This window comes from Acinetobacter sp. ACNIH2 (genome assembly GCF_002934965.1).
GTDB classification, from domain to species: domain Bacteria; phylum Pseudomonadota; class Gammaproteobacteria; order Pseudomonadales; family Moraxellaceae; genus Acinetobacter; species Acinetobacter tandoii.
Genome location: NZ_CP026412.1, coordinates 3,496,259 through 3,513,643 on the forward strand (window position 1 = coordinate 3,496,259; position 17,385 = coordinate 3,513,643).

The 17,385-nt window shown below is 40.0% G+C and carries 16 protein-coding genes; 10 read left to right on the forward strand and 6 right to left on the reverse strand.

Translation table 11 applies throughout. The annotated features are described in order from the left end of the window. Positions 1–54: 54 nt before the first annotated feature. Entirely contained in the window at positions 55–1,086 is a 1,032-nt protein-coding gene (locus tag C3F34_RS16610; protein ID WP_104442134.1) for a helix-turn-helix domain-containing protein, read from the forward strand. A 148-nt stretch (positions 1,087–1,234) separates the two neighbouring features. Here C3F34_RS16610 and C3F34_RS16615 read toward each other — a convergent pair whose 3' ends face one another. Continuing rightward, positions 1,235–1,933 (reverse strand): DUF1826 domain-containing protein, encoded by a 699-nt coding sequence (locus C3F34_RS16615; RefSeq protein ID WP_104442135.1) that lies wholly within the window; start codon positions 1,931–1,933, stop codon positions 1,235–1,237. 290 nt (positions 1,934–2,223) lie between these two features. On the opposite strand from C3F34_RS16615, the gene C3F34_RS16620 reads away from it, so the two are divergent. Beyond that, positions 2,224–3,387, forward strand: a complete 1,164-nt coding sequence (locus tag C3F34_RS16620; protein ID WP_104442136.1) for a tetratricopeptide repeat protein — start codon at positions 2,224–2,226, stop codon at positions 3,385–3,387. 115 nt (positions 3,388–3,502) lie between these two features. Here C3F34_RS16620 and C3F34_RS16625 read toward each other — a convergent pair whose 3' ends face one another. From C3F34_RS16625 to C3F34_RS16645, 5 genes are all read right to left on the reverse strand, one after another. Continuing rightward, positions 3,503–3,907 (reverse strand): ExbD/TolR family protein, encoded by a 405-nt coding sequence (locus C3F34_RS16625; RefSeq protein WP_044740681.1) that lies wholly within the window; start codon positions 3,905–3,907, stop codon positions 3,503–3,505. After that, positions 3,908–4,642, reverse strand: coding sequence for a MotA/TolQ/ExbB proton channel family protein (locus tag C3F34_RS16630; protein ID WP_104442137.1), 735 nt, complete (start codon positions 4,640–4,642; stop codon positions 3,908–3,910). 31 nt (positions 4,643–4,673) lie between these two features. Beyond that, positions 4,674–5,513: an energy transducer TonB gene (locus C3F34_RS16635; protein WP_104442138.1), complete on the reverse strand. Its 840-nt coding sequence runs from the start codon at positions 5,511–5,513 to the stop codon at positions 4,674–4,676. Between the two features lie 444 nt (positions 5,514–5,957). Continuing rightward, positions 5,958–6,578 (reverse strand): glutathione S-transferase family protein, encoded by a 621-nt coding sequence (locus tag C3F34_RS16640; RefSeq protein WP_104442139.1) that lies wholly within the window; start codon positions 6,576–6,578, stop codon positions 5,958–5,960. 135 nt (positions 6,579–6,713) lie between these two features. Next, positions 6,714–9,251 (reverse strand): TonB-dependent receptor plug domain-containing protein, encoded by a 2,538-nt coding sequence (locus C3F34_RS16645; protein ID WP_052662144.1) that lies wholly within the window; start codon positions 9,249–9,251, stop codon positions 6,714–6,716. Positions 9,252–9,568: 317 nt separating this feature from the next. On the opposite strand from C3F34_RS16645, the gene C3F34_RS16650 reads away from it, so the two are divergent. Genes C3F34_RS16650 through C3F34_RS16685 form a run of 8 tightly spaced genes read left to right on the forward strand, consistent with a single transcriptional unit; the run spans position 9,569 to position 17,291 of the window. Next, positions 9,569–10,573 (forward strand): MsnO8 family LLM class oxidoreductase, encoded by a 1,005-nt coding sequence (locus C3F34_RS16650; protein ID WP_104442140.1) that lies wholly within the window; start codon positions 9,569–9,571, stop codon positions 10,571–10,573. A 13-nt stretch (positions 10,574–10,586) separates the two neighbouring features. After that, positions 10,587–11,738 carry an amidohydrolase gene (locus C3F34_RS16655; protein ID WP_016167949.1) on the forward strand — a complete coding sequence of 384 codons (1,152 nt, stop codon included), beginning with the start codon at positions 10,587–10,589 and terminating at the stop codon, positions 11,736–11,738. Between the two features lies 1 nt (position 11,739). Next, complete coding sequence (locus tag C3F34_RS16660) at positions 11,740–13,083, forward strand: LLM class flavin-dependent oxidoreductase (RefSeq protein ID WP_016167948.1); 1,344 nt, start codon at positions 11,740–11,742, stop codon at positions 13,081–13,083. Next, entirely contained in the window at positions 13,070–14,071 is a 1,002-nt protein-coding gene (locus C3F34_RS16665; RefSeq protein WP_104442141.1) for an ABC transporter substrate-binding protein, read from the forward strand. Before C3F34_RS16660 ends, C3F34_RS16665 begins: the two co-directional genes overlap by 14 nt. A 1-nt stretch (position 14,072) precedes the next feature. Then, a complete protein-coding gene (locus tag C3F34_RS16670) occupies positions 14,073–15,041 on the forward strand; it encodes an ABC transporter substrate-binding protein (protein ID WP_104442142.1) in 969 nt (322 codons plus the stop codon). A 9-nt stretch (positions 15,042–15,050) separates the two neighbouring features. Beyond that, positions 15,051–15,599, forward strand: a complete 549-nt coding sequence (locus C3F34_RS16675; RefSeq protein WP_016167945.1) for a GNAT family N-acetyltransferase — start codon at positions 15,051–15,053, stop codon at positions 15,597–15,599. Further along, positions 15,596–16,513: an amino acid ABC transporter permease gene (locus tag C3F34_RS16680; RefSeq protein WP_044740673.1), complete on the forward strand. Its 918-nt coding sequence runs from the start codon at positions 15,596–15,598 to the stop codon at positions 16,511–16,513. Before C3F34_RS16675 ends, C3F34_RS16680 begins: the two co-directional genes overlap by 4 nt. Next, entirely contained in the window at positions 16,503–17,291 is a 789-nt protein-coding gene (locus tag C3F34_RS16685) for an amino acid ABC transporter ATP-binding protein (RefSeq protein ID WP_044740672.1), read from the forward strand. Before C3F34_RS16680 ends, C3F34_RS16685 begins: the two co-directional genes overlap by 11 nt. Positions 17,292–17,385: the final 94 nt, after the last annotated feature.

Sequence of the window (17,385 nt, forward strand, 5' to 3'; positions counted from 1 at the left end):
TGTCAAATCGGTAGCAAATGGCTCCTATTTGCTGCCTTGTAGAAAGATAAGACTATGCAAAATCACATTCCGAACATACCAGCCCGTTACTATTTTAAGATTCTGAATATTCTTGAAGAAAGAAATATATCAACAGAATCGGTGCTTTCTAGTATTCACGTAGATTTAAAAAAATATCTAACTTCACCTGATTTAAAAATTACCCAAGAACAAGTCAGTCAATTTGTTTCATTTTGCCTTAAATACCCTAAAAATTATGATTTGGCATTTGAAATAGGTCGTTCGCTCAAGGTCAGTTCACATAATTTAGTTGGATATGCCATTCTTACCAGTAATAATTTGGAACAAGCTTTGATCTATATTTCCAAGTATTTCACCCTAATTATTCCTAGTTTCAAATTTAGCTATTTTTATCATGAAGATCAGTCTATGGAATTGGTCTGTGAACCAGTCTATAACATGGATACGCTTTCTCTAAATTTTCATTTGGAGGCAATCGCTGTTGCTTTACATTGCTCTATTCAGGAGTTAGTTGAAGACAGGCTACTTGCCTATGATATTTTTATGTCCATTAATGAACCCTTACACATTCAACGTTATCTAAGGTTATCTAAGGTCAAATTTCATTTTAATACTTTAAAACAACCCAGTTTTAGAGTTCGCTTAACTAAACCCTTACTTCAACAATCCTTGCATTTAGCCGATGAAGGAACGCGCAGGGCGATAGAACTCAAATGCCAAGAACAAATCTATGAAATAAAAAATAATATGGATTTGGTTTTATGGTTGAAACATCTTTTTATGAGCTCGACTGAAACTATTAGTATGAAAGAATGTGCTCAGCTTTTAAATATCTCCAGTAAAACCTTACAAAGGCATTTAAAGTTAAAAAATATAAGCTATCAACAAATTAAGACTGATGTCTCAATGGAAAAAGCTCAACAAATGCTAAGTCATACCAGTAAAAGTATTTTTGAGATTGCGGAAGAACTGGATTATGCCTCAGCTTCTAACTTTTCACGTTCTTTTAAACTCCATGTTGGTAGTTCGCCAAGTACGTTTCGAAAAAAACAGCGGGGTTTTTAGTGAGAGAGCTTATAAAAATATATGACGCAATTTGAATGCAACTTTCTGTATGTTCAAATACTGATTGTTCATGAAAAGAGCTGTCTTTTTAGCCATCTATCGTTAGATCAACCACTAAGGCATTCTGTGCAGAGTCAGTGCTAAGGATTCAGCAAATCAAAAGCAGTCTATATTCACCATCTTTTTCAACAGGTGCTCTATGAACACAGGGTAAAACCTGTTGTGTTGGATGGTCTACCGCTAAACGCCAAAGATGTCCTGAGCCTAAATTTACAGGTTTTACATTCGGTTTAGGCTGATAATGCAGATCAAAAAAATAGTCTTCGAGAAAAGCTTCAAATTCGGCTTCTGGGCCATCATGCAGTTCTTTGAGCTTTGTTCTAATTTCAGGAATCAACACTTTTTGTACAACCTGATCATTCGGCAAAATCTCACTTGAAGCACCATGATAGGTACATAAAAAAGTATCTGTTGCGATAGGCGAACGATCGACATGATAGGAGTATACATCTGTTGCAATAAAATCAAACTCTTCGTCCCGTTCATAACTTTTTAGTAAGTTAAGCGAAGGAGATGCGCCGTAATCCGTCAATAGTTGTATATCATTTAAGATTGTTTCTCGCGCTAAATTACCTAATTCTGAAAGCTGTAACGCCAAAAGATGATCCGCAGAAACCTCTGTAATATTCTCTTTTAATTCAAGCTTAGCGACGATTTCTTGGAAATCTCCAAGCAAATTTCTGGACCAGCAAAGCGCATTCATTTCGCCTTGAAAATGTGCATTCACGAGTTCGTGAAAATTCGAAACTACTTTAACTTGCTTATTGTCAGAAAACGTATTCTTCATATTAGAATTAAATAAATCATAACCTGTGGTTAATTATACAACCTGCTTGATCAAAATAGAGAGTGATTCGTTACATGAGTAAAGCTTTCAAACTTTCCAAATTGCATAAGTGTCGAAAATATCTTCATTAGCTTGTTAAATGTTCATCGTGTAATCTATGTTGAAAACAACCTGGTGGTATCTATCCTTAGCCATAGCATACGCAATAAATGTACAGCATGATTTAATGTTTGAGTCGTAGTGTTGATAAGACTTTAAAATGCAATATGCAACTTAATAAGAGATAAACAATGAAAAAACATCTACTTTATTCTTCTATACTTGGTTTAAGCATCCCTGCTTTGGGCTATGCAGATACCACTAATATTCATGTTTTAAGTGCAACGGTAAAAGATCAAAATATTGCTAATGCACAAGTCATTTTACAAAAAAATGGTGAACAGTCTGCATCAGCTTCAACCAATGTAGACGGACGTGCAACGGTGAACAGTAGCAGTACGAATGGTGCAGACAATTTATTGATTATCAAAAAATCAGGCTATTCAACACTAGTTGCAAAATGTCCTTGTGATGGTATGACCTATGCTTTAAGTCCTGTATTAAAAGACTTAAACAGTATGCGAATCGTTTTAAACTGGGGGCAGAGTCCCTTAGATTTAGACTCACATTTAAGCTATAGAAATCAACATGTATATTGGGACAATAAACAAGGGCAAGATGCCAATTTGGATGTTGATGATACAGACGCTTATGGTCCTGAAACAGTAACCATCGATAAACGTTTAGACGGACAATATTATGTTTATTCGGTCCATGATTATTCAGATCGTGCTCAACCTAATACTACGAACCTGTCGAATAGCCAAGCCAAAGTTATGGTTTATGCAGGCGAGTCATTGATACGTTCTTATTATATTCCTACAGGACTGACAGGGAATTTATGGACTGTGTTTCGCATTAGTCCTGAGGGCGAAATCCAAGATATTAATCGTATTTCAGGGACAACTGTTGGAGCGAACCAAGTTGGCTCAACTGTGTCGAGTTATCAAAGCCAAGCAACTCAAGTACAATACGTTCCTGTTTCAGCTAATGCACAGGCACGGGCCAAAGCGCTAAATTTGAAAGCGGATAAAGCCTATAAAAACAATCAATTTGAACAAGCTGCACTGATTTATCAACAATCTATTGATTACAATCCAAACGTTGGACAAACCTATAGTAATCTTGCCGTTGCTTATCAAAAGTTGAATCGTTCATCTGAGGCTTTATGGGCAAATCAAAAGGCGATTGCCTTAGCATCTAATGATAATACCAGAGCATACTCACATTACAACATTGGTAAAATTTATGAAAATAATCAGGACTATGCTCAAGCCAAACAGCATTACCAATTAGCAAACCAATATAAACCAAGTGCGACTTATGATGAGGCAATTCAACGTGTGAGTCGCTAAGTCTCTCAGCATAGTAGTTGGATTACATTGAATAAATAAAAAAGCACCTGATGGTGCTTTTTTATTATTACAGCTCGAAATGTTGTCTATGTGTAGACTTCAAATGAATAATCGATCATTTCGGTTCAGTAATCACTGATAATTTCTCTACGCCGACGCGTTCTATACTGGCTAAAAGTTTAGCCACCGTCCCATAAGGAACGGTTTCATCGGCATTTAAGTTTAATGCTAACTTGCTGTTGGCATTTTTACGCTGTGTGATTTCTTGCTCAAAATTTTCGAGACTGACAGGGGCTTTGTCTAAGAAGATTGCACCATCTGGTTTTACACTAATCACCAGTGCTTTGTTTTGATCTGTCGATTGTGTTGGAGCAGCTTTCGGTAAGTTGACCTTCACGCTGTTGGTTAACAAAGGTGCTGTCACAATAAACACGATCAATAGCACTAACATGACATCGACGAGCGGAGTAATGTTGATGTCACTGACCACATCATCATCTTGAGAAGTTGAAATCGCCATTTAAGCCAAAGCCTCCTTGTCTTGAGATATCAACTGCTGAGCCGTAACTGTTTTTGCTGCAATATGTGTAGTTTGAGTTTTGGCTGGGAGTTGGAAACCAACCTTTTGAGTGAGGCTGACAAAGTCTGTTGCAAAGTCGTCTAAATCTGCGCCAATACTTTTCACTTTACGGACAAAATAGTTATAGGCAAGTACAGCAGGCACAGCCACAGCAATACCAATACCTGTTGCAACCAGTGCTTGACCAATTGGACCTGCAACCACATCCATACTGGCACTGCCAGATTGGGCGATTGCTTGTAAGGCATGAATAATCCCAAACACCGTTCCAAATAAACCAATAAATGGGGCATTATTCCCAATGCTTGCGAGGATGGCAGAACCTTTTTCGAGTTGACGGCGTTCAGTAAGAATTTGCTTGCGTAAGTGTCGCTCTAACAAATCTTGACGACTCCATGTTTGTTGTAAATCTTGATGAGTTTTTTCATTGGCTTCAGTTAAGGTTTTAAAACCTGTTTGAGCAATACGTGCTGTAGGTCCCTGAGCATCTTCAGACTGACCAATTGCATCTGCCAAGTTCTGGGCTGACCAAAAACTATCGACAAAAAGTTTACTCTCTTTGGTAGCTTTTGAGGTTTGTATAGCTTTCACCACAATTAAAACCCAGGTTACGATCGAAAAACCGATCAATAACCAAATGGTTGCATCATGAATAATCGTATTAATATCAGACATATCGAATTTTCCTAAGATAAAATTTTACAGTTTAATTGGGTAATTTGAAGTGAATCGGAACATCGACCCAACCTTCTACTGGCGTGTTGCCACGCAGCGCCGGTGAAAATTTCCAGCGCTTCACAGTTTTTACAGCCGCATCATCTAGTACTTTTTTGCCGCTACTATTTTTCAGGTTGATTTCCAGAGGACTGCCTGTAGGTGAGACCTTCACACGTAACAGCACAACACCTTCCCAACCACGGTCTAACGCCACTTCTGGGTACTCAGGGGCAGGATTGCTCAGATAACCGGCATAACCTTTGGCTGCTGTCACAGGTAAGTTTTCTTGTGTGGGCTTACTCACAGGTTCAGCAACTTTCTGGGTCGGTGTGACGTTTTCTGTAGGTCCAACCTGCTGTGCAGGTTGAGCAACTGATTTAGCGGTAGGTCTAGGCTGCTCAATTGATTTTTGTACTACAGGTTTCTGCACGGACTTTTCAACCACTTGTTTTTGGACAGGCTGAGGTTTTGCGGAAACAGGTGGAATAATCGGCTTTTGTATTTCCTGTTTGAGTTTTGGTTCAATCACCTTAGGCTGCTCTTCCTTGGGTTTTTCAATTACAACCGCGATAGGTTCTGGTTTTTTCACAATCAAAGGTGGAGTAGGAAGATGCTTCGCAAGATAAAAGATGCCGTAATGTAATGACAGAACAGCAGCAATTGCCCAAAAAATGTTGTTGGTTTGAACAGGTTTTTCTGCTGAGATCGAATTTGCTAGATTGGCAGCAAATGGATATGGATCGACAGCATGAAATACATTGGACTGAACATTTTGAAGTTGTTCAAACAAAATTGCCTTTTTATAAGGACTTCGACTGACTTCACTCATATCAGTAATGCACCATTCAATAAGATTTAATTGTCATTGCAGAATCTTCTTTATTTCTTAAGTTAAATCGGCTTAATTTTGAATATGAAAAAATTCTTCAGATTTGAATTTCCCCATTAACTTACAAATAAGAAAATTAATTTAGCTGAATAAAACATTAAAAACATAATGAGTTATTTTTTAAAAATAGAAAACAAACTTTTTTAGATTAGTATTTTTATAAAAAGGGATAATAGCTTAATCAAATATAGCGACTTATAATAATTAAAGATAATTTATTTTATATTCAAGATATCTATTTTATTTGTATTTATTTTCTCTCTGCATCTATTTTTAATATCTCTACTAAATAAATCAATTTATATGCAATAAGACCGTTCATAGATAGAACAGCCTTATGCTATTTAAAGCTAAAATTTTTAAAAATAGAGCAATAATGCTTAACTAAAGAATATTAGCCACTTTTAAAAAGTGCTCCCGTGCTCGGATGCGTTCGATCCATGCTTTTAAGTGCGTATGATCATGCTTGCGTTCAACATCTAAATTGAACCAGTGATTGAGGGCTAAAGCCAACGGAATATCGGCAACCCCAAAATTTGAACCAGACAGATAGGGCTGTTTAGCCAGCTCGCTATTGGCAACATCCAATATTTTTTCTAGTTTTTCTGCTGCAACTTTAACCGCAGCCAAATCTCTTTTATCTTCAGGCTGACGAACCAGATTAAAAAACACAATTCCAAACACTGGCAGGACGGTCGTAGTATACCAGTCAATCCATTTTTCTGCGCTAAAGCGTAGTTTAGGGTCTTCAAGCCATAATGTATTTTTTCCATATACCTCAGTGAGATACCGCAAAATGGTATTTGATTCCCATAAAACCGTGTCACCATCTTGAATGACAGGAATCAGACCATTTGGATTGAGCGCCAAAAACTCGGCAGTATCAACCACACCATACTGTTGTCCCGCAGGAATATGTTCAAATTGAAGTCCAAGTTCGGCTGCTAGCCAAAGTACTTTGTGGACATTTAAAGAATTGGGTCTGCCCCAAATAGTAATGCTCATATATTTTCTCAAAAATTTTGAATGTGTGAAACAGTCCTTTGGTGAAATTCAGTATTTAAATAATCATCGATTCTGAACCATCAGAAAGACTTAAACGATATTGAAATTTCACCAAAGCATTTGGTTTAAATATTTTTAGAAGCGATAATTGACACGACCATAGTAATAGCCACCATAGAGTCCAAAAGGCGAAAGCTGTGCATAATAATTCTCACCCAAACCATCGACAATGTTGGATTTTTCAGGGTAGGTGTTAAATAAGTTGTCCGCGCCTAAAGTCAATGAAAGACTGTCTGTAAGATGGTAGGTTGCATCTAAATCAACAATCCATTTAGCATCAAAGGTTTGATCTGTGGCGGCTGTTTCACTGCGTGCAATGTAACTACCATAACGAGATAAACGGGTATTCAAATCTACTTTTGCATACTGCCAATTTGCTGCTAAGGTGAATTTTGTTTTCGGATCTGCATCGGTAATCATGCCTTTGGTACGACGGGTGATACGATCAATATTGATACCGTCTAACTGGCTTGGGTTGTCCGCGATACCCGTAATATCGGTTTCATTCCAGTTGAAGCCTAAACTCCAACGGATACGGCCGTATTTATTTAGCTGTTGGGTGTAGTCTGCAACAACATCAACACCGTTGGTTTCTGTATCAAATAAGTTGGCGTAATAAGTCACGTAATTGACGTTAGAAAAGCCGTTGGCTGCCAAAATGTTGTTAATACCACTACCAGTAAGACCTGCTGTTGAAGCAATACGGTCTTTTAATTCAATACGATAAGCATCGACTGCAAGGTTAAAATTCTTGAATGGGCTATAAGTTAAACCCAGAGAAAAATTCGTCGATTCGGTAGGATCAAGTGCCTCTGCACCTAAAGCTTTTCCTAATGCTGAATCAGTACGTACAGATTTACTGTATACATCTGAGCGGACGCCATTGTTTACCGTGCTTACAATGCCCGTACTAGCAAATCCTTGTTGGTATAGCGACGGTGCAATAAAGCCTGTACTTACGGTTCCTCGGATTGCAAGTTCAGGTGTGAATTCATAACGGCTGTTAATTTTTCCGTTGAATGTATCACCAGAACTATCATCATAATGTTCGAAACGACCTGCTAAACCCACAAACCAGTTTTTGGTTACATCTAACCCTAAATCTAAATAGGCAGCAGTGTTAGTCCGACTAATATCAGCTTCATCTTCAGGTAATAAGACTCGTGCTCCAAAAGTTCCAACGGTTGCAGGTAAACCTGCATTATCACCTGTAGGAATAATATAACCGCCATTTTTATAGGCTAAAGGATCAGTGGCTTTAGATGCCCAACCTTCTTTACGATAGTCTAGTCCCCATGCAACACTCAGTGGGTTTGCTCCAAAACCAATATCGAAGGTTTTCTTCAGATCAAGGTTGCTGACCCATTGATAAGCATCATATTTTTGTAGACCAAATGAAGTTGGGCTAGAGGGGCCAAGAGATGGATTGAGGTTGTTTCGTGTAGAGTGATCTTGTGTATTTTTACCATAAGAACTACTCGCATCCCATGCCCATCCAAGTACATTATCGCCCTTTAGCCCCCAAACAGTTTGAACATCTGTTTCATTTAAAATGACATCGGGTGTCGTACCATTCGGGAAGATTTCAACAATACCCGATCTAGAGTTCGGACGACGATAGGAAGCTCCTGTAGAAGCATCACGCCAACCTGCGGTGGTGTAGCTATACAAAGTTGCAGCTTTACTTAAAGGAAGTTCAGCATTTGCAGAAACATTAAACTGTTCAACCGAAGGCAGCCCCAATTTATTTAAATTACGATCTATTGTGGCTTCGCGTGGGTCATCCTGACCATTTACTTTAGAATAAATTCTGCCTGAAACTGGGCCAGCACGGGTAGTAGCATCCTGATTTTTCAGGTCAAAACCAAAATTGATAAAACCGTCTTGACCCAAAGGTGCACCAGCATTGGCATTCAGTTGAAAAGTTTCTCCATTTCGACCAGTTCCATCATAGTGTTCTCGTCCACCATAGGTGGTACTAATATTGCCGCCATTATCAGCAGATTTGAGTACAATGTTGATCACTCCAGCAATCGCATCTGAACCATACTGCGCCGCAGCACCATCACGTAAAACCTCAACACGTGCAATAGCACCAATCGGGATGAGGTCTAAATCTGCTGCTTGGTAGCCTTCACCAAAACCGTATTTGTTAATGGCTAAAGCACCGACATGACGACGTTTTCCATTCACCAACACGAGGGTATGACCACCACCCAAACCACGTAAACCTGCAGAACGGGCAACAGCCCCATAACCATCAGGTTGACTAGGTACGGTAGCAACACTGAAAGATGGAATCACTTTTGCCAAAATGTCTCTTAGCGCAAGGGTATTACCTTGTTTGAGCAACTGTTCACCACTAATTACATCCACAGGTGCTGGGCTTTCAGTAACGGTGCGTATACCTCCACGATTTCCCACCACAACGACACTTTCTAGTTGCTGAACATCTTCTTTTTCAGAAGATGTAGGTGCATTTTTATTCACATCTTGCGCATAAATAGAACCTGTAATTCCACAAGTTAAAGCAAAGAAAATGGATTGATGAAGAGGGGATATTTTAAAACCCAGCTTTTCACGCTGAGCCAGTATTAGATTGGTTTGCCACATTATATTTTCCAATGATGATGTAATTTATAAAGTTTTACCTAAAACAATAATCCGATGAGTATTTCGACTCTGGTAGTCAATATATCGATTGTTTTTTTATTGTTAAATATTAAATAATCATTTGAATATCAGTTTTGATTAAATATATTTACATTGAAATTTTAATAAGGTTTTCTTTATTTTTAATAACACTTCAATCTCTTTATAAAAACCATATTTTCACTTTTTTATATAACTTTAAGTTTATTTAATATTTAATTTTTAAAAGCTAAATCCGTTTAATAGGTTCCAACTTTATATCTTTTGGAAAATAGAAAATGGGGCTGAATTATAAATTAAGCATACTGGATAAATGTCCAAGAGCCGAATGGATTAGCGCAGAACAGTCATTTAAAAATGCATTGCAAATTGCTCAAACAGCAGAAGCTCTAGGATTTTATCGTTACTGGGTGGCTGAGCACCATTCCACAGCATTGCTATCAAGTCCATCTCCCGAAATCTTAATTGCATGGCTGTTGGCTCAGACTAAAACCATTCGAATTGGCTCTGGTGGGGTAATGTTGCAGCACTACAGCCCTTATAAAGTTGCAGAAAATTTTAATGTACTGGCAGGTCTAGCAAACAATCGAGTGGATTTAGGCGTTGGTAAAGCACCTGGTGGTTTTCCTGTCTCAACTCAGGCTCTACAGCTCGGGCTTGATCAGTCATTAAAAGGAAGTTTTAAAGTACAACTAGAAGCATTAGATCATTATTTACATTCTAAATTTGATCGTAATCAGCCAGATCAAGTTGCTGCAACTCCAACACCAGATCAGGTCGCAGAGAAGTTCTTGCTAGGTGCAAGCCTTGAAAGTGCTCGACTCGCAGCAGATTTGGGCTGGAACTTTGTATTTGCTGCACATTTAAATGGCGATGCCAAGCTACTTCAAGATGCTTTACAGACTTACTCACACTATTCATCAGGAAAAAGAGCGATTGTTGCGGCACAAATTATTGTGGCTGATAGCCGTGATCAAGCCGAAGAACTGGCAGCAGGGCTTTCGGTGTGGACGTTGGAACTTGAGAATGGTCAACGAGTAAAAATTCCAAATGAACAAAGTGGAGAGGAGTTTTCGAGACAAGCTCAATCTGCGATTAAAAGCCTTAAAAAAGAGCAGTTAAAAATTATCAAAGGTACAGTCGAGGATGTTCATCAGCAGTTATACGCTTTGCATCAACAACATGGAATTCAGGAATTTATTGTTGAATCACCACTGTTAGATCATGCAACACGTTTGAAATCTCTAACACTACTGGCACAGCACGCTGTGCTTGCAGCTTAAGTGGGAGAAATTAATGTCAAATAGACAGTTACTTGAACAGCAGTTGCTCAATTGGAGACATGAATTACATCGTCATCCAGAATTATCAGGTCAAGAGTTTCAAACCACTGACAAATTAAAACAATGGCTGTCTGAATACGGCATTGAAACTGCAACTTGGGGTTTAAAAACAGGACTGATTGCAGATATTGGCACTGGTTATCCAATTGTGGCTATTCGAGCAGACATCGATGCGTTACCCATTCATGAAGAAATTGAGCAAGACTTTCGCTCGACTCAAGACGGAGTAATGCATGCTTGTGGGCATGATTTGCATAGCTCAACCATTTTAGGCGCTGCAATTTTACTCAAAGCTCAAGCGTCTGAATTAAAAGGTACGGTACGCGTTATTTTTCAGCCCGCTGAAGAAACTTATAGTGGTGCTTATGAAGTACTGAAGAGTGGAGCCTTAGAAGATGTATCCGCCATTTTCGGTTTTCACAATGTTCCTGAGTTAGCTCTAGGTACTTTTGCAACGCGCTCTGGTGCATTTTATGCCAACGTCGACCGATTCAAAATTGTGATTAAAGGCAAGGGCGGTCACGCAGGGCGTCCGCATGAAACCAAAGATCCAATTGTTGTGGCAGCGCAGTTGATTAGTGCTGTGCAAACTATTGCCAGTCGTAGCATAAATAATTTAGACACTTGTGTAGTCAGTATTACCCAAGTACATGCGGGCACAAGTTGGAACGTCCTGCCAGAAGAAGCTCACTTAGAGGGCACGGTAAGAACCCATTCTCCTGAGGTGCGTCTAGCTGTTGAAGAAAAACTTAAACAAATTGCACAAGGTATTGCACTTGCCCACTCAGTCGACATTGCTGTGGATTGGGACAATGGCCCCGCGGCATTAATCAACACTGCAACATGGGCTGAACTGAGCCAAACCGTTGCTCGTGCACAAGGTTATGAGGTGCAAGAAGCACCGCTTTATTTGATCGGTGAAGATTTTGGCGCCTATTTAGAACACATCCCCGGCGCCTTTGTCAGTATCGGCAGTGCCAGTTCCTTCGGTTTGCACCATCCCCAATATCAACCCAATGAATCTTTAATTTATCCAGCTGCTCAATACTTTGCTGCCTTAGCAACACAAGCACTTGAGTCTATTCATAAAAATGCAGAGGTCTAACATGAGTAATCACAAACAAATTCGCCTTGGAACTATTTTACACGGTGCAAACGGAAATATGTCTGCATGGCGCCATCCTGAAGCGGTGGTCGATGCCAGTATTAATTTTGAGTTTGCCAAAAACGTAGCGCTTCAAGCTGAACGGGCAAAATTTGATTTTGTCTTTGTGGCTGATGGTTTATATATCAATGAAAAATCGATTCCTCATTTTCTCAACCGTTTTGAGCCGATTACGTTACTTTCAGCCCTAGCCAGTGTAACTAAAAATATTGGTTTAGTTGGTACAGTGTCGACCTCATATAGTGAGCCGTTTACGATTGCGCGTCAGTTTGCCAGTCTGGATCATTTAAGTGGTGGACGTGCAGGATGGAATGTGGTGACCACACCACTTGAAGGCACTGCAAAAAATCATACCCGTAAACAGCATCCTGAGCACAGCCAACGCTATGAAATTGCAGATGAATATTTGCAAGTCGCAAAAGGGCTTTGGGACTCGTGGGGTGAAGGCGCTTTTGTTCGCAATAAAGAAACAGGACAATTTTTTGAACGCAGTAAATTACATACCTTGAACCATAAAGGTAAACATTTTGAAGTGGCAGGCCCACTCAATGTAGAGCGTTCGCCACAAGACCGTCCGATTCTATTCCAAGCAGGAGCATCAGGTGCAGGTCGTGCATTAGCCGCGAAACATGCCGATGCCATTTTTACCCATCAAGCCACGCTCGAAGAAGCACAAGCATTTTACTTAGATGTGAAACAGCAAGTGATTAAGAATGGTCGTGATGCAGATGATTTGCTCATTTTCCAAGGGATTGGGGTTTTGATCGGAGATTCTGCTGAAGACGTAGAGCGTCAATATCTTGAAACAGCCGCATTAGTCACGATCGATGACGCACTGAATTATTTAGGACGTTTCTTTGAACATCATGATTTTTCTCAATATGAACTCGATGCACCTTTTCCAGAACTGGGCACACTGGGTGAAAACAGCTTTAAAAGTGGTACTGATGAAATTAAACGTAAGGCCAAAGCAGAAAATTTAACTTTACGTCAGGTTGCACTACAAGCAGCAACTCCACGTCCACCTTTTGCTGGAACGGTAGAAGAAGTCGCAGATCAGTTAGAACTGTGGGTAAAAGAAGAGGCGGCAGATGGCTTCATTATTGCGGGTGCAACACCAAAAACTTTAGATACTTTTGTTGAAAAAGTTGTGCCATTGCTGCAACAACGCGGGCTATATCGTACCGAATATCCAGGCACTACTTTACGCGCTAGTTTTGGTTTGAAGCGACCAGAAAATCAATTTGAACAATCAGAAAAGGAACACCTTCATGCGGTTGAATAAAACACCTTTGACGATTGCTTTGGCACTGCTTCTAGGAATTTCTCTGGTTGGATGCAGTAAAGAACAGGCATCTACTCAAACGGCTAGCTCAACAGCCGAGTCTACAAAATCGACCGATAAAACCGATTTCTATAGCCGTGAGCTTGCAAAGTTGAAAGAGAATATGACGCCGATTCATGTTGCTCACAATGCGGAAGCCAGTCAAAAAATTCCAAAAGATTTTAAGTTTGTAAATGCGGGTTATTTTACCGTTGCTGCGATTTCAGGAGCGCCACCTTTAAGTGTATTGGGGCCTGATAATCAAACCTATATTGGAACTGAAATTGATATTGCCCGTTTGATTGCAGACAGTTTGGGCTTAAAACTGAAACTGGTTCGCACCTCATGGGAAGACTGGCCGCTCGGTGTCCTTAGTGGCAAATATGATGCAGCCATTGCCAATGTTACCGTCACCAAAGAACGCAAGGAGAAATTTGACTTTGCGACTTATCGTCAAGACGTATTGGCTTTTTATGTCGCAGAGAAAAGTAAAATCAAAGCCATCAAAGGTCCCGATGATATTTCAGGTTTAAAAGTGATTGTCGGTTCTGGTACCAATCAGGAAAAAGTACTGTTGGACTGGATTGAAGACAATAAAAAGAAAGGACTGCCGCCTGGGCAGGCACTTTATTACGATGATGGCGCATCTGCAAGTTTGGCCCTCCAGTCTGGGCGGGTTGATGCTTTATTTGGTCCTAATGTTGCTTACGCATGGCAAGCGGCAAATGGTGCAAAAATCCGTCGGGCTGGGACAGCACTCGGAGGTGGAACACGACCTGCCGAATTGGGAGTCACTCTGAAAAAAGGCAGTGGCTTAGTTGATGCAGTACAAACCGCTTTAAATGGAGTGATTCAAACAGGCGAGTATCAAAAAGTCTTAGCACGTTGGGGGACTCAGGCAGAAGCGATTCAACATTCTGCAATTAACCCTCCAGGCTTGGGAGACTAACATGTACAAAGCTCAGACTGTCGCATTTTTTAGTCTGACACTGGCAGCTTTAGGCCTGACGGGTTGCTACAACAATGAGAAAGCAACTCATACGCAAGAAAATCGTTTGAAAACTGAGTTTACTGAACAAGAGCAACAGACCTTAAAAAATAACATGGTGGCTATTCACAGTACTCAAAATGCGGAGGCAATTGCTCAATTGCCTCAAGGTTTTAAGTTTGTAAATGAGGGTTATTTCACGGTTGCGGTGGGAACCAACAGTTTTCCACCTCTACATGTTTTGGCAGAAGATAACCAGACACGTATTGGTAGTGAAATTGATATTGCACAGTTAATTGCTGACAGCTTGGGTCTAAAACTTCAAGTGATTCCAACCTCGTGGGAAAACTGGCCACTCGGTTTAGCATCGGGGAAATTCGATGCCGTGCTTAGTAATATTGCCGTCACAGAACAGCGTAAACAGAAATACGACTTTGCGACTTATCGTCAAGACATGTTGGCTTTTTATGTGCCTAAAGACAGCAAAATTCAAACGATTAAAACGCCAGATGATATCGCGGGACTCAAAATTGTGGTCGGTTCAGGCACCAATCAAGAACGGCTATTGTTGAAATGGATTGAAAATAATCGACAAAAAGGGCTGGATCCAGCGCAGCCGATTTATTTGGAAGACGGTGCAGCAGCAGCTTTGGCGTTGCAGTCTGGTGGTGTCGATGCTTACCTCATACCCAATGTGATGGGCGTATGGCAACAAGCCAATGGTGCCAATATTAAAGCAGTGGGCACCTTAAATGGGACGTGGTCTGTTGCAGTTGCCGTCAAAAAAGGGACTGGGCTAGTGAATGCCATTCAAACATCTATAAACGGTGTTATTGCGAATGGCAAATATACACAAGCTTTGACACGTTGGAATTTACAAAATGAAGGAATTCCACAATCAGTGATTAACCCACTGATTCAGGATAAATAAGAGGTCATTATGCAAGAAAAATTTATCCAAATGCCAGTTGATGTACCCGAAGCACAACCTTTGCTTGATCAGTTATTTGCTGAATATGAAGAAATCTATGGTGATTTTTTTGCGCGTCAAGATGCACAAGTGATTGATGAGCGAAAAAAAACCACACATCGGGAACGCTATGAAGGTGCGGAAGACTTTTTACCGCCGCATGGATTATTCGTGGTGCTTAAACGTGATGATGAAGTCATTGCAATGGGGGCGTATAAACGCTATGACGCAGAAACTGCAGAGCTGAAACGGATTTGGTCACATCGAGACTTACGTAAACAGGGATTGGCTGCAAAAATAGTCAAAGAACTTGAACGAAGTGCACTTGCTGCAGGGTATCGCAAAATCTTTCTCACTACAGGGTTTAAACAAATTCCAGCAGTGAAATTGTATTTGAGTCTAGGCTATGAACCGCAGTTCGAACTCACTCCAGATTTTAATTTTGATCGATACATTGGTGCGCCTTTATACGGTGGACTTCCTTTTAGAAAGACTTTACTGCAAAAGGAGGTCGCATGAGTTTAGAACACTATAAAATCGTTCCAGCACGTCATCCACTGCGCTACATTGGTGTCGCATTTTCGATATTAATTATTGCTGTGGTCACGGAATCGATATTTTCCAATCAAAACTGGGGCTGGCCTGTTTTTAGACAGTGGTTCTTTAACCCTGCGATTCTTCAGGGTTTGATGATGACGCTGAAACTGACCTTTTGGTCAATCGTGTTTAGTTTAATTTTGGGCACCATTGTGGCGATGATGAGACTGTCATCATCTTGGCTAATTCGCTCACTGGCATGGGTGTATATCTGGATGTTCAGATCATTACCACTGCTGTTAGTGTTGATTATTCTCTATAACTTTTCTTATCTATATGAATATATCAATGTTGGTGTGCCTTTTACCGACACAGTCTTTGCCCAGTTTAAAACCATTAATGCACTGGATCAGTTCTCAACGGCTTTGGTGGGTTTGGTGATTGTACAAAGTGCCTATACCGCGGAAGTCATCCGTGGTGGGATTTTGTCAGTCGATCATGGTCAATTCGAAGCGGCGGCAGCATTAGGTCTGTCATGGTGGCGCCGTACGACGCGGATTATTTTACCGCAATCCATTCGCAGTATCATTCCAGCGATTATCAACGAATGTGTGGGTTTATCTAAAGGCACATCGATTGTATATGTTTTGGCAATGCCTGAACTCTTTTACACAGTACAAATGATTTATAACCGCAACCAAGAAGTGATTCCATTGTTGATGGTCGCTGCCGTTTGGTATGTGATTGTGACCAGCGTATTTTCCATCGTGCAATGGTATATCGAAAAAATATTGGCAAAAGGCGAGCGGAAATCAGCCATTAATAGTTTTGCTTTTTTCAAGAAGGCACAGCCACACACAACTCAGCCACGTATAGGAGCAAGCTATGATCATTAATCAATCAACATCTCCTGCAAATGGTCATATTCAAGTGAGCCATGTATTTAAAAATTATGCAGGACATGCGGCATTACACGATATTAGTCTGGATATTCCAGCGGGCTCTGTCACGGTCATTATTGGTCCATCTGGGTCGGGTAAATCCACTTTATTACGAACGATAAATCATTTAGAGCGTGTAGATGAAGGGTTTATTCAAATTGATGATGAGTTTATTGGCTATCGTAAAAAAGGCGATAAACTCTATGAGTTAAAAGAACGAGATATTTTAAAGCAACGTAAATCTGTAGGTTATGTTTTTCAGAATTTTAATCTGTTTCCACATTTAAATGTTTTGCAAAATATTATTGAAGCTCCCTTAGCCCATAAAAAACTCAGTAAAGATCAAGCCATTTTAAAAGCCAATCAATTATTGGGTTTAGTGGGGCTAAGAGATAAAGTTGAAGCATGGCCTAAACAACTTTCTGGTGGTCAGCAGCAACGCGTTGCGATTGCCAGAGCTTTAGCCTTAGACCCTAAAGTAATTTTATTTGATGAGCCAACGTCCGCCTTAGACCCTGAGTTGGTAGGTGAAGTCTTGAATGTAATCAAAAACTTGGCTAAATTAGGTAAAACCATGGTGATTGTGACGCATGAAATTGCCTTTGCACGGGAAGTTGCCGACCATGTGGTATTTATGGATCAAGGTAGAATTGTTGAACAAGGAACGGTTCAACAGGTTTTAGAACAACCCAAAGAAGAACGTACCCAAAACTTTTTATCTCGGGTTTTATAAATTTTCGTCTTATTTTTTAATGATATATATTTTAGTTTTATATATTAAAATCGTTGGTGAATGATAAAACTAACGATTTTTTATAAGTTTAATT

Coding starts and splice junctions, on each gene's coding strand:
- C3F34_RS16655 (WP_016167949.1), top strand. CDS start 10,587: ATGTCAAATAGACAGTTACTTGAACAGCAGTTGCTCAATTGGAGACAT.
- C3F34_RS16620 (WP_104442136.1), top strand. CDS start 2,224: ATGAAAAAACATCTACTTTATTCTTCTATACTTGGTTTAAGCATCCCT.
- C3F34_RS16680 (WP_044740673.1), top strand. CDS start 15,596: ATGAGTTTAGAACACTATAAAATCGTTCCAGCACGTCATCCACTGCGC.
- C3F34_RS16615 (WP_104442135.1), bottom strand. CDS start 1,933: ATGAAGAATACGTTTTCTGACAATAAGCAAGTTAAAGTAGTTTCGAAT.
- C3F34_RS16685 (WP_044740672.1), top strand. CDS start 16,503: ATGATCATTAATCAATCAACATCTCCTGCAAATGGTCATATTCAAGTG.
- C3F34_RS16635 (WP_104442138.1), bottom strand. CDS start 5,513: ATGAGTGAAGTCAGTCGAAGTCCTTATAAAAAGGCAATTTTGTTTGAA.
- C3F34_RS16650 (WP_104442140.1), top strand. CDS start 9,569: ATGGGGCTGAATTATAAATTAAGCATACTGGATAAATGTCCAAGAGCC.
- C3F34_RS16640 (WP_104442139.1), bottom strand. CDS start 6,578: ATGAGCATTACTATTTGGGGCAGACCCAATTCTTTAAATGTCCACAAA.
- C3F34_RS16665 (WP_104442141.1), top strand. CDS start 13,070: ATGCGGTTGAATAAAACACCTTTGACGATTGCTTTGGCACTGCTTCTA.
- C3F34_RS16645 (WP_052662144.1), bottom strand. CDS start 9,251: ATGTGGCAAACCAATCTAATACTGGCTCAGCGTGAAAAGCTGGGTTTT.
- C3F34_RS16670 (WP_104442142.1), top strand. CDS start 14,073: ATGTACAAAGCTCAGACTGTCGCATTTTTTAGTCTGACACTGGCAGCT.
- C3F34_RS16610 (WP_104442134.1), top strand. CDS start 55: ATGCAAAATCACATTCCGAACATACCAGCCCGTTACTATTTTAAGATT.
- C3F34_RS16660 (WP_016167948.1), top strand. CDS start 11,740: ATGAGTAATCACAAACAAATTCGCCTTGGAACTATTTTACACGGTGCA.
- C3F34_RS16675 (WP_016167945.1), top strand. CDS start 15,051: ATGCAAGAAAAATTTATCCAAATGCCAGTTGATGTACCCGAAGCACAA.
- C3F34_RS16625 (WP_044740681.1), bottom strand. CDS start 3,907: ATGGCGATTTCAACTTCTCAAGATGATGATGTGGTCAGTGACATCAAC.
- C3F34_RS16630 (WP_104442137.1), bottom strand. CDS start 4,642: ATGTCTGATATTAATACGATTATTCATGATGCAACCATTTGGTTATTG.